Annotated in this window: 13 protein-coding genes; 7 read left to right on the top strand and 6 right to left on the bottom strand. The window is 33.3% G+C overall.

Features of this window, described 5'->3' with window-relative positions; genetic code table 11:
* Positions 1-69: 69 nt before the first annotated feature.
* From B0A66_RS03645 to B0A66_RS03665, 5 genes are all read right to left on the bottom strand, one after another.
* Positions 70-975, bottom strand: a complete 906-nt coding sequence (locus B0A66_RS03645) for a PhzF family phenazine biosynthesis protein (RefSeq protein WP_089048492.1) — start codon at positions 973-975, stop codon at positions 70-72.
* A gap of 66 nt (positions 976-1,041) precedes the next feature.
* Positions 1,042-1,371, bottom strand: a complete 330-nt coding sequence (locus B0A66_RS03650) for a hypothetical protein (RefSeq protein WP_089048493.1) — start codon at positions 1,369-1,371, stop codon at positions 1,042-1,044.
* A gap of 93 nt (positions 1,372-1,464) precedes the next feature.
* A complete protein-coding gene (locus tag B0A66_RS03655) occupies positions 1,465-2,148 on the bottom strand; it encodes an outer membrane beta-barrel protein (protein WP_089048494.1) in 684 nt (227 codons plus the stop codon).
* 11 nt (positions 2,149-2,159) lie between these two features.
* Complete coding sequence (locus tag B0A66_RS03660; protein WP_089048495.1) at positions 2,160-2,750, bottom strand: hypothetical protein; 591 nt, start codon at positions 2,748-2,750, stop codon at positions 2,160-2,162.
* A gap of 1 nt (position 2,751) precedes the next feature.
* Complete coding sequence (locus tag B0A66_RS03665; protein ID WP_089048496.1) at positions 2,752-3,474, bottom strand: YgdI/YgdR family lipoprotein; 723 nt, start codon at positions 3,472-3,474, stop codon at positions 2,752-2,754.
* A gap of 359 nt (positions 3,475-3,833) precedes the next feature.
* Here B0A66_RS03665 and B0A66_RS22800 point away from each other — a divergent pair, with 359 nt between their 5' ends.
* Together B0A66_RS22800 and B0A66_RS03670 are read left to right on the top strand one after the other, a co-directional pair.
* Positions 3,834-3,998, top strand: a complete 165-nt coding sequence (locus tag B0A66_RS22800; RefSeq protein ID WP_165766577.1) for a hypothetical protein — start codon at positions 3,834-3,836, stop codon at positions 3,996-3,998.
* Positions 3,999-4,078: 80 nt separating this feature from the next.
* Positions 4,079-4,618 carry a DMP19 family protein gene (locus tag B0A66_RS03670; protein ID WP_089048497.1) on the top strand — a complete coding sequence of 180 codons (540 nt, stop codon included), beginning with the start codon at positions 4,079-4,081 and terminating at the stop codon, positions 4,616-4,618.
* Positions 4,619-4,623: 5 nt separating this feature from the next.
* Here B0A66_RS03670 and B0A66_RS03675 read toward each other — a convergent pair whose 3' ends face one another.
* Positions 4,624-5,235 carry a DapH/DapD/GlmU-related protein gene (locus B0A66_RS03675; RefSeq protein WP_089048498.1) on the bottom strand — a complete coding sequence of 204 codons (612 nt, stop codon included), beginning with the start codon at positions 5,233-5,235 and terminating at the stop codon, positions 4,624-4,626.
* A 157-nt stretch (positions 5,236-5,392) separates the two neighbouring features.
* On the opposite strand from B0A66_RS03675, the gene B0A66_RS03680 reads away from it, so the two are divergent.
* The 5 genes from B0A66_RS03680 (at position 5,393) to B0A66_RS03700 (ending at position 11,606) form a co-directional block, all read left to right on the top strand.
* Positions 5,393-6,937 (top strand): patatin-like phospholipase family protein, encoded by a 1,545-nt coding sequence (locus tag B0A66_RS03680; RefSeq protein WP_089048499.1) that lies wholly within the window; start codon positions 5,393-5,395, stop codon positions 6,935-6,937.
* Between the two features lie 205 nt (positions 6,938-7,142).
* Entirely contained in the window at positions 7,143-8,414 is a 1,272-nt protein-coding gene (gene serS / locus B0A66_RS03685; RefSeq protein WP_089048500.1) for a serine--tRNA ligase, read from the top strand.
* A gap of 96 nt (positions 8,415-8,510) precedes the next feature.
* Positions 8,511-9,338 (top strand): prolipoprotein diacylglyceryl transferase, encoded by an 828-nt coding sequence (gene lgt, locus B0A66_RS03690; protein ID WP_089048501.1) that lies wholly within the window; start codon positions 8,511-8,513, stop codon positions 9,336-9,338.
* Positions 9,339-9,426: 88 nt separating this feature from the next.
* Positions 9,427-11,208, top strand: coding sequence for a tetratricopeptide repeat protein (locus B0A66_RS03695; RefSeq protein WP_089048502.1), 1,782 nt, complete (start codon positions 9,427-9,429; stop codon positions 11,206-11,208).
* 86 nt (positions 11,209-11,294) lie between these two features.
* A complete protein-coding gene (locus B0A66_RS03700) occupies positions 11,295-11,606 on the top strand; it encodes a DUF4286 family protein (protein ID WP_089048503.1) in 312 nt (103 codons plus the stop codon).
* The last annotated feature ends 74 nt before the right edge of the window (positions 11,607-11,680 follow it).

Consider the following 11,680-nt stretch of genomic DNA (forward strand, 5'->3'; position numbering starts at 1 on the left):
AAGATTGAAGAATTGAGCAACAATCGATTAAACGATTCAACAAATAAACAATTAACAAAAAACAATAAACTAATAGTATAGTTCTCCTCGCATTGTAATGATAGACGAGCCTCCGACTAAAATATCATTTTCTCTGCACATTACCTCAATAAGCGAAGGTTGTTTTAGTTTAACGCCTTGCAGAATTTTATATTCCTGATTGAGTTTAGTATACTTGTTTTTAGTTAAGAATCCAATTAAAGGTCCGGCTGCAGTTCCTGTAGCGGGATCTTCATTTATTCCAATTATAGGATTAAAAAAGCGGGCTTCGACTAGATAGTCTTCACTTTCGCCCGTAAGTGTAAAACAGTAAAATCCTTCAAACGAATATTCTTTCGAAATTTCAATCAGCAATTGCAGGTCGGGAACACATTCATTAAGCAATTTACTGCTTTTGATGGGAACCATGGTATGAGCCACTTCGGTTTGAACAATTGTTGGAACGTAATGATGAATATCTAAATCTTCGATTTTTAAACCAAGTGCTACTGCGATTTTGTAAGTTGGAATCTCTTGTTTAATTACGGCAGATTTTTGATGCATTTGTACAATTGGGTATTGTGTTTCAGGATCAAAACTTACACTTACTGGTATTGGAGCATTTTTCATGATAACAAAACGGTTGTTTTCGTTTTGCTCATGAAATATAGATTTGCTTTTTAGCAATGCACCACAAACAGCACCTAACAAATTGTGCCCGGCACCATCTATTTCAAATCCTGTGGGTGTAAAGGAACGCACATTCAGCGCTTTTTGCGAGGATGAATAGTAAACAAAAGAAGTTTCAGAATAGCCAAATTCCTTAGAAATATTTTGATATACTTCAAGATCAAGAATGCCTTTTGTAAAAACGACTGATAAAGGATTTCCTTTATAGCTTGTATTTGAAAATACATCTAATACATAATACTCTAATGCTGTTCTTTCTTCTCTCATAATTTCTTTTTAAACCAATTTCCACAAAAAGCATGCTGCTAATTTGTTTTCAATCTTGCGAAATCGCTATTGTATTTCTCCCATAAACCATAAAAACAGTATCAATATCAGGATGGAAAACTGAACTTTATTTACTTTTTGATTTCCATACTTCTGAATCAGAATGCGATCTATTACTACTAGTATAAAAATAGGAATCAGACTCAATAAAAAGTAGATACCCATTTCTATGCTTGATGATGAATTTCCGGTTAACAAAGATAAGGCAAAAAATAAATCAACGGCAACGGCGATTACTGCAAGAATCAATACCACTGTTGTTTTTTTAGTTACATTCTTCAAAATCATATAGGTTATAGATTGTAAATTTATGCCCGTAAAAGTTAACGATTTCATTTTTAAATATTGAATGTAAACTTGTTACGGGCATTAATTTTAAATGTTGCTTTAGGCAATGCTGCTTTTTAGGAAAGATTTTTTAGGAAAATCTTAATGCAGGATATTATAACTTATTCCAAATGATATTGTACTGGTTTTCCCTTGAAGCGTTGGTCCTGTATACGTATTTGTACTGCTATAACTATTTAGTTCTACATCTTGTAATACATTTGCCAAACCTAAGCTGTATCTTAAATCGAATCTGAAATTATTATATCCGCCCGTTAAACCTGCACCAAAACCATAATTATACTTAGTAGAATCAGATAAATCAGATTCCTCCAGTAAATGAGGCAGATAATACTGGTAATCGGCATTTGCTCCTTTAGAAGGTGTCAGAGCATCTACATAAGATAGAAAGACACCCGCTTGCGGTCCTACATAAAATTTATCCTCTTCAGGTTTTAAAATGTAATAGTTGATGTATAAACCAAGACTAATGTCTGAGTATTTGTATTTTGATGATTTAGCCTCTTCAAATGTATCTTCTACATATTTTACATCTAAAGGGTTTTGTTTATAGGTAAATTCTATTTGAAAATTATAGTTTTCATGATAGCCCATAACGCCGTGTAATCCCGCATAAAAACCAGGTTGTGATTCGGTAATTAAATCAGATGATTTTAGATTGGTTTGAGCAAAACCTGCGGCAAGATGTAATCCTCTCGGTGCCTGGCTATATATAGATAAAGTAAAAAGGAAAGCACTTATAAAAAGTAATATTTGGTTTTTCATTATTAAAGGTGTTATTTGCAATTAATATATTCTGTGTCAGTTAGAAAGGAAAAAATAGTCGCGTTTTTTTCATCAGCGATATCATATTTCTGAACTTTTGCCATGATGTCAGGGCAATCAGAGAAATGTTTTCTAATCATGGGAGCTATTTCTTTGCGTGTTTCTATGTTTTTTGATGAACTTGTGGAGGTCAATACAATTTGATCTAAAATGGTTTCGCTGTTATCAATTACATATAATTCATAAAGTACTTTGCTTGTAACCATACCGGCTTGCGAAGAGGTCATCGTTATAGCAACACCAATAAGTTTTTTATCTTCTTTTTCTCCATATACGAAATACACATCAGGTCTTCTCTTTTGGTTTAGATGAAATGATTTTAGCAAACTGGAGCCAATCACTGCATAATCAAGATCATCGAATTTGATGTACTTCTCCCAGGTTTTCCCAACATTTACATAAGATATTCTCTTGTCGACTAATATAACTTCAGCACGGTTATCTGTAATAAAGGTTTTAGTTCCTTCTTTACTAACGATATAAGAGTTTTGAGCAAAAGAAACTGAAAAAGTAAAGAGCAGCATTATAACTAATTTCTTCATTTTATCTTTCGGTTATAGTTGCTGATGAATTCAGTTTAAAAGAAGATTGCTCGAAAAGCACATTGCAAAAAACAGCCGTCAATTTTCCATTTGTTGAAGATATGTACACAGATCCACTTCGGGCACGTGAAAATTCAAGATAATTTAAGCTTACACAAACTTCATTATCCTCCATAAAAGATGTTGGACAACTACTGCAGATACTGTAAATTCCCGGAGTTGGTTTTGCTTCACTTGCAAATTCTATGGTAAGATCAGCTCTTAAAGTTCCGGCTTGCAAGGTAAAGTTGTCAGTGTTATTAGTCGTGTAAACAGAATTAAAGGTAATTGGCGCAAATGTAGTTCCTTCAAATATCATGGTATTTTTAGTAGGATTACAGGAGATAATTGGAGCATTAATTTCAACAAGAATTGAACTTTCGGTGCTTTCGCAAATTCCCTTTGTTGTTTTTAACTTATATTCTCCCGCCATAGCTGTAGTGATATCGCTAAGAATCGGATTTTTTAAATTTGATTTAAAGCTATTTGGTCCTGACCAATTGTAAGTTACCTCGAAACTCTCGTTTGGTGAAGCTTCTAACAATAGCGTAGCTCCGGGTACAAGTGGAGAGTTGCTTGTAATTTCGTTAGAAGGCAGGTAACATACTATTGCTTCGTTTGTTGAGCATCCGGTTAAGGAAAAAGCACCGATGCAAACGAATGAAAAAAGTAATTTTTTTTTCATAAATTTTTAGAATAATGATTGATTTGGGTTAAAAAAGTGCTAATGTATATGTTTTATTAAGTGTTTTTTTATTTTTTTTAGAATTAAAACATCAATTTAAAATTAAATAATTGTAATGTATTGATAACATTTGGTTTATGTGGAAATAGGTGTTTTTTTATAATCTATGAAATGTGATTGCGTTAGGGATAGCAGCAGAAAGCCCACAGCCGGACGAAGGGAGGCGAGGACTTGGAGCGAATAGCCCGACCCGCAGGGAAACGCCATAATTCAACAATTCTATTTTCTTTATTCTTTTCTCTTTCTTCTTCCTCAAAAACACTTTTGTATCTTTGCAAATTCATAACAAGGTATAAATCATGGCAAAAGGACCCGAAAAAAATACTAAAAACAAGGCTTTGCATACCAAATTGCTAAACCGAAAAAAAGCAAAACTTCAGGAAGAGAAAAAAGCCCAGGCATTGCGTTTGAAAGCTTTGGTTGCCAAAATGAATGCTATGAAAAACGAAAGCAAGGAAGAATAAAGAAGAAATTAAAGATAGAATTTCATTTCTGTTTTTATTTAACAGAAATTTGCATTCATAATCTCAAAAAACAGACTCAAATGGAATTCGGCAGAATCATAATTTCAGAAACGGCAGCAGATAGCGAAAATCCTCAGGATGTTGTTAATTCTAATATTTCGGTAATTAACCTGATGCGTGAGGAAAAAATCGACGACGATTTAATTCACGAAGATGCTTTGATGAGTTACTATTTAGATTATTATACTTCAAAATATACCGAAGGCAATTTTGCAAGATTTGTATATGATTCAGGTTGGAATAAAGAACTAAACGAATTGGTTGAAGAAGCTTTGGCTTTGATTGGTGCCGAAAAGCATTTGGCATTGTTTCAGGAGCAAAGCAGAAAACTGCGTTTGCAAAGCACTATAAAATTAGGGAAATTTTTAAAAGGAAAATTTGAAGGGCCAAATCCTTTTCGTGATCTGTTGAACAATGATTTGTTTTATGAATTGGATGAAAATCTAGCCGAATTGAATGCTGCTTTTCTAAAATCTCATCCTGATACAGAAGTTCTTTCGGTCGATGATATGTTTGCTGCTTTAGAGGAATTTGTGGGACATGAGATTAAGAGAGCTTAGTTTTTTTATTTCAATGGAACTTGCTCAACCAATTCCAGTCTTTTTACAATTGAATCTTTAGAAAGTATAGTTCCCGGCGATAATACAGCATTTGCGCCAATCTTTGAATTGTCGCCAACAAGTGAGCCAAATTTTTCTGAATTTGTTTCGATGACTTCTCCCTTATAAAGTACAGAAATTTTCTTGATAGCGCGTTCGTTATAATGATTGGCGGCAATTGATCCTGCTTCAAAATTTATATTTCTTCCGATAATGCTGTTTCCAATATAGTTAAAGTGAGCAACTGCACTATTGGAGAAAATAATACTGTTTTTGATTTCACAGCCGGGACCAATCTTTACAGAATCAGCCAAATAAACTCCTTCTCTAAAATAAGCATTGGCACCAATGTGGCAATTCGCACCAACAATAGCGGGCTTTTTTATTGTAACATTGTTTTCTATTACTGCTAATTTATGAATAGCAATCTGATCCTTAATAACATAATTATCATCCAGATCTAAAATCATTTTTTCTATTATAATCTTGAGGTCATTAGTAATTTGCCAAGGCGCTAACTGTGATTGATTTTTGAAGATTGTTGAAAAATTTTCGATAAAGTGGTCAATATTTATCATGGTTGTTTTTTTAAGTGCAATTTAATTATTTAAAGAATGATACTCCTTACCATAGGTTTTTATTTATTGGTAATTAAATGATTATTAAGTGTCAGATAATTGTCTTTATCTAATATTTTTCTTTAGTAACTTCGCTTTATTGTATAATAAAGTTGTTATGAAGTATTTGATTTCCTGTGTTTTAGTTGTTTGTAGTCTTCAGTTTGGATTTTCTCAGAAAAAAATTAAGTTGTTTTCTGAAATCCAGTACGATACTATTCCCAGTGTCAGCTTGCGTGATTACAAATCGATTCAGGAACGTGATGCAAAATACCAGAATCCCAATATAGCTCTGGGAATTGGAATTTCAGGCGGAGGATCAAGATCGCAATTTTTTAGTATGGGCGTGCTTTTGGGTTTAGAAGAAATAGAAGAAAAAAAATCCAGTCGTAATTTTCTAACCGAGATTGATTATTTTTCTACAGTTTCAGGAGGCTGTTTTTCTGCAGGATATTATCTGGCGATTCTGAAAAACAAACTTTATCAGGATAAAATTTCATTTAACAAGTTTTATTTTTCTAAAGGCAGCGCTTATAAAGATTACGTTGATAAATCAGCCGGCATACTTACTTTGCTGAACAACTACAAAAACGAAAGAGGAGAAAAAATATCGATGAGTCAACGCTTAGATTTTGAAGTTTTGCAATATGACAGAGATAATCCTGACAATCCTGAAAAATTTAATCAACAAATGGTTTTGTCTGATTTCTTTATTGCTAAAGACAGCCAAAACAAACCATATTTGCCTATTATGGTAGCAAATGGTTCAGCATACAATAATGGAGAACGTATTCCATTTATGCCACATATTATCAGGGGGCTAAAATTAGAATCTTCTTTGGCACCCAATAAAGGCATACTCTCGCTGAATGAAAATCAAATAAATAATGGTTACGATTTTCCTTTGACGTATGGTATTACAGCAAGTTCAGCTTTTCCGGGTGTGCTTCCAAAAGTTAAATTTGGAATTAAAGATAAAGAAAAAATACTATGCATTGTTGATGGCGGTGTCTCAGATAATACAGGATATAAAACTTTGTTAGAATTGCTAAAGAGTGATAATGCCGTAGATAATAGAAATAAAAAAGCACTTTTTATCGACTGTATAGGAAGGGGCAAAAAGAGTCCTTACATCAGCGATAAAAAAATTGGCTTGTTTACATTGTTAGAAACAGCCTCTTTGTATACCGTATATACAAAGTATATCACTTTTGAAAAAGATCTTCAGAGGATGCTAGAACAGTATAATATTCCGGTTTCGAATTATCAGATTATTGGTTTTAACACTTTAAGAGATCACTTACGGAAGCTGGAAAAAGATCAGCCTTATGAAAATTTAGTTATAGAGCTAAAAAACACGAACAATGACGCCGCAAGCTGGCAAAAATTGTATCAGCGGTTTAGATTCGAGTTAATAAATAATTTTGGCGAAGGTAATTTTAAGAAAGATCTGAACGGCAATGTTAATTTGGCTACATTAAACAGAGATAAGTTTGCAAAATTGAGTCCTTCGCAGATTTTAGTTCTTTATGAATATACTTCTCATGTAGAAACAAAGCTGCGTATAGAACCAATTGAAAGAGAAATGTTATTGCTTTCAGGACGTTATGCCACGTTTTTAAAAACGGCACAACTAAAAGAATTATTGGTAGAACATACCTAGGGAAACAAAAAAACAACTAATTTAATCAGGCTTGTTCCGGGAAGTCATCTTTTTTCTTGATACGATTTTAAGATATTAAAAACAGTACTTGGCATGGGTAATTTTAAAAATCGCCCTCAACTATAAACTTTGTAATGATCTTAGCAAACATTTGCTTAAATTTGCTTCCTTTATATAAAAATACAATAGTTATAAAAACCAAGCTATGTTACAAATCGCATTTATTAGAGAGAATCAGGAGAAAGTAATCAAGGCTTTAGCAAAACGAAATATCGATGCTAAAAGTGTTGTAGAAGAGGTAGTGCAATTAGACGAAAACCGTCGTGCTGCACAAGTAGAATTAGACAATACTTTATCAGAATCTAATAAATTGTCCAAAGATATCGGAGAATTGATGAAAGCAGGAGAGAAATCGAAAGCCGCTATCTTAAAAGAAAAAACGGTATCACTAAAAGAAAAAAGTAAAGAATTAGGCGAAAAAGCAGAAGCTTTAGCAGCTGAATTGCTGAATAAATTATACACATTGCCAAACCTTCCGGCAGATATTGTTCCTGAAGGGAAAATTCCGGATGACAATTTAAATGTTTTTCAGGAAGGAGATATTCCGGTTTTGCATGAAGGTGCACAGCCTCACTGGGAATTGGTAAAGAAATATGATATCATCGATTTTGAATTGGGTGTGAAAATTACAGGAGCAGGTTTTCCGGTTTATAAAGGAAAAGGTGCTCGTTTGCAACGTGCCTTAATCAACTATTTTTTAGATAAAAATACGGCTGCAGGATACAATGAAGTACAAGTACCTCATTTGGTAAACGAAGCTTCAGGTTACGGAACAGGACAATTACCGGATAAAGAAGGACAAATGTATCACTCTACAGTTGATGATTTGTATTTGATTCCAACGGCTGAGGTTCCGGTTACGAATTTGTTTCGTGATGTAATTTTAAACGAAACTGATTTACCTGTATTGCATACAGCATACACGCCATGTTTCCGTCGTGAAGCAGGTTCTTATGGAGCACACGTTCGCGGATTAAACCGTTTGCACCAGTTTGATAAGGTAGAGATTGTACGTATCGAACATCCTGAAAAATCATATGAAGCTTTGGACGGGATGGTAGAGCATGTAAAAGAAATCCTGAATGAACTTAAATTACCATACAGAGTTTTACGTCTTTGTGGTGGCGATATGGGTTTCACATCAGCGTTAACGTATGATTTTGAAGTATTTTCTACAGCACAGGATCGTTGGTTAGAAATTAGTTCAGTTTCAAACTTCGAAACTTTTCAGGCAAATCGTTTGAAATTACGTTTCAAAGATAAAGATGGAAAAAACCAATTAGCACATACACTTAACGGAAGTTCATTGGCTTTGCCAAGAGTTCTTGCGGGAATTTTAGAAAACTATCAAACGCCGGAAGGTATTGTAATTCCTGAGGTTTTACGTCCTTACTGTGGATTCGATATCATAAACTAAAACTTTTATAGTTTTGAAATACTAAACCTAACAGGTTTTAAAAATCTGTTAGGTTTCTTAGTTTAAAATAATAACCTCAATAAAATACAGCAAAAGATGGACGGAATTTTAAATTGGAATGTAGATCCTGTTATTTATATGATTACAGACAGCTTTCCGCTAAAATATTATGGAGCTCTTTTTGCATGTGGACTTTTACTGGGATATTACATTGTTAGAAATATTTACAATAAAGAAGGTCTTCCGCTGGATAATCTCGACAGTTTGTTGGTTTATGTCATTGTCGGTACCATTTTGGGTGCCAGATTAGGACATTGCCTATTTTATGAACCAGCCTATTTTTTAGAACATCCGATAGAAATTTTACTACCAATTCAAAAGATAGCCGGAGTTTATAAATTTGTTGGTTTTCAAGGTTTAGCAAGTCATGGTGGATCAATAGGAGTGTTAATCGCAATGCTTTTATATTGCCGTAAATACAAAGTAAAATTTTTGTGGCTTTTAGATAAAATGGCAATTGGAGTTCCGGTTACCGCAGTTTTTATAAGATTAGGGAATTTTATGAACTCTGAAATTTACGGGAAACCGACTAACGGAAATTGGGGAGTAGTTTTTGAAAGAGACGATATGATCCCGAGGCATCCGACGCAATTATACGAAGCTTTTGCTTATTTCATAATCTTGCTTATTGTATTACAGATGTATAAAACAGAACGTTTTAGAAATGTAAACGGATTAATCTTCGGAACTTTTATAACTTTAGTATTCCTGGCTCGATTTATTATTGAATTTTTTAAAGAAAACCAGGAAGCTTTTGAGAATAGTATGCTAATTAATATGGGACAAATATTAAGTATTCCTTTCATTTTAATTGGTTTAGCTCTGGTGATCTGGAAATCAAAAACAAGTGTTGAAATAAAGTAATGGTTTAGTTTTTGTTATTTATGTTTTTGAAAAACAATAAATTATGTTTTAATGGCAAATAAAACTACAACTTAAAAAAGACTGAAATATGAAAAATATCTTTATCTATATCGTTTTGTTGTGGTCTACTTTTGCCTTGGCACAAAACGAGCAGCTAGCGCAATATTACTTCGATAAAGGCGATTTCGAAAAAGCCAAAATAAGCTACGAAGAACTTTTAAGAAGTGTGCCTTCTAATACGCAGTATTTCTTAAGAACAGTAGATTGTTATCAGCAGTTGCAACAGTTTGATATAGCCCAAAAACTAATTCAGGAACGATACAACAGATACAAACAAGGTGTCTTTTTAGTGGAATTGGGATATAATTATCAATTGCAAAAAAATGATTCAAAAGCGAAGAGTTTTTACGATCAGGCAATAGATAAAATTAAGACCAATCCAAATGATGTTTACGGAATAGGAAATTCATTCGAAAAGAAAGTATTGCTAGAGTATGCTTTAAAATCGTACGAAACAGCGATGCAGCTGCAGCCCAATTATAATTTCAATTTCCAGATCGGAATGCTGTACGGACAATTGGGGCAAACCGATAAGATGATCGATCTTTTATTGACAGAATCATTCAAGAATCCGCAAAATACAAACCTGATTCAAACGCAATTGTCACGTTTCATGAATGGTGAAACAGATAATACCGCTTTTAAGGATGCAATGCGAAAAGCATTAATTCTCAAAACTCAAAAAGAACAGGATGTTTTCTGGAACCATTATCTAAGTTGGTTTTATGTACAGCAGAAAGAATTTGGAAAAGCTTTTATTCAGGAAAAAGCGATCTACAAGCGAGAACCGGAATCGTTGATGAGTATTGTTAACCTAAGCAGATTCGCGCTAAATGAAGATGATATAGAAACCGCTGAGGAGATTCTGAATTTTATTCTATTAAATACTAAAAACATTGATTTACTTATTGATACCAATGCAAGTTTAATGGAGATTAAAATAAAAAAAGGAGAGGAAAAAGATTATCCGCAGATTAATGCAACATTACAACAATTGCTCGTTACTTACGAGATAAGCCCTTTTACCTTATCTTTGCAATTAATTCAGGCACATTTTTTGGCTTTTAATTGTAAACGACCTGAGGAGGCGATCGCAATTGTAAAGAAAGCATTAGATCTTAATTTAAACGAATATCAGCGTGCAGATGCTAAAATGGAGTTGGGAGATATTTTACTTCTTCAGGAAAAGTTCAATCAGGCGCTTATTTATTATTCGCAAATTCAATTAGATTTAAAAAATGATGTCATGTCTCATGAAGCAAGTTTAAAAGCGGCAAAGACAAGTTATTTTAAAACAGATTTTGACTGGGCATTAAAACAGTTTAAAGAATTAAAGTCAGCAAATACGCAATTGATTGCCAATGATGCACTGGAATACTTTTTATTGATAAACGATAATATAGCCGCAGATTCGACGCTTACAGCCTTAAAGCAATTTGCCAAAGGAGATTTTTTGATGTATCAAAATAAAAAACCGGAAGCGATTGCACAGTTTCAGAATATTTTAAAGTCTTTCAAAGGACAGGAAATAGAAGCTGTAACATTGTTGCGTTTAGGTCAAGTGTTTGAAATTCAGAAGGATTATGTGTCGGCTTTGAGTCAATATCAACAGATAATTGATAATCATAGTGACGGAATATATGTCGATGAAGCTTTGTTTTTTTCTGCAGAAATTTATAACGATGAGTTACGCGATCCTGAAAAAGCAAAGCCTTTATACGAAAAGGTGATTTTTAATCATCAGGATAGTATTCATTTTGTAAATGCCAGAAAAAAATACCGACAGTTAAGAGGAGATACTAATTTATAATTCAGATTAATTAAGTTTTTAGAGCGTTCAGATTTTTAAAAATTCTAACCTTCTAATAATTTAAGTGATTTAACAATCTAGAAAAAATGATAATTTATAACGTTACAACAAATATACACGAGAGTGTTCATGACCAATGGTTAAAATGGATGCAGGAAAAACATATACCGGAAGTCTTGGCTACTAAAAAGTTTTCTTCGGCACGAATTGTAAAAGTGCTGGTTGAAGAAGAAATGGGCGGGCAAACCTATTCCGTTCAATATGTTACAGACAGTAAAGCAACTTTGGAGGAGTATTATTTAGATCATGCACCAAAATTCAGACAAGAAGCACTGGAATTATTTGCGGATAAAATGCTTTCTTTCAGAACCGAGTTGGAGGTTATTTCGGAACATTAGGGTGGATTCTTAGATTATTAGATTCTTTGATAGTTCGATATTTCGAAAAATATAAGAATCTAATAATCAACATA

The organism is Flavobacterium hercynium (assembly GCF_002217285.1).
GTDB lineage: Bacteria > Bacteroidota > Bacteroidia > Flavobacteriales > Flavobacteriaceae > Flavobacterium > Flavobacterium hercynium.

Bases quoted from the DNA above. Each gene is read 5' to 3' on its own strand.
- B0A66_RS03645 (WP_089048492.1), bottom strand. From the start codon at position 975: ATGAGAGAAGAAAGAACAGCATTAGAGTATTATGTATTAGATGTATTT.
- B0A66_RS03650 (WP_089048493.1), bottom strand. From the start codon at position 1,371: ATGAAATCGTTAACTTTTACGGGCATAAATTTACAATCTATAACCTAT.
- B0A66_RS03655 (WP_089048494.1), bottom strand. From the start codon at position 2,148: ATGAAAAACCAAATATTACTTTTTATAAGTGCTTTCCTTTTTACTTTA.
- B0A66_RS03660 (WP_089048495.1), bottom strand. From the start codon at position 2,750: ATGAAGAAATTAGTTATAATGCTGCTCTTTACTTTTTCAGTTTCTTTT.
- B0A66_RS03665 (WP_089048496.1), bottom strand. From the start codon at position 3,474: ATGAAAAAAAAATTACTTTTTTCATTCGTTTGCATCGGTGCTTTTTCC.
- B0A66_RS22800 (WP_165766577.1), top strand. From the start codon at position 3,834: ATGGCAAAAGGACCCGAAAAAAATACTAAAAACAAGGCTTTGCATACC.
- B0A66_RS03670 (WP_089048497.1), top strand. From the start codon at position 4,079: ATGGAATTCGGCAGAATCATAATTTCAGAAACGGCAGCAGATAGCGAA.
- B0A66_RS03675 (WP_089048498.1), bottom strand. From the start codon at position 5,235: ATGATAAATATTGACCACTTTATCGAAAATTTTTCAACAATCTTCAAA.
- B0A66_RS03680 (WP_089048499.1), top strand. From the start codon at position 5,393: ATGAAGTATTTGATTTCCTGTGTTTTAGTTGTTTGTAGTCTTCAGTTT.
- serS (WP_089048500.1), top strand. From the start codon at position 7,143: ATGTTACAAATCGCATTTATTAGAGAGAATCAGGAGAAAGTAATCAAG.
- lgt (WP_089048501.1), top strand. From the start codon at position 8,511: ATGGACGGAATTTTAAATTGGAATGTAGATCCTGTTATTTATATGATT.
- B0A66_RS03695 (WP_089048502.1), top strand. From the start codon at position 9,427: ATGAAAAATATCTTTATCTATATCGTTTTGTTGTGGTCTACTTTTGCC.
- B0A66_RS03700 (WP_089048503.1), top strand. From the start codon at position 11,295: ATGATAATTTATAACGTTACAACAAATATACACGAGAGTGTTCATGAC.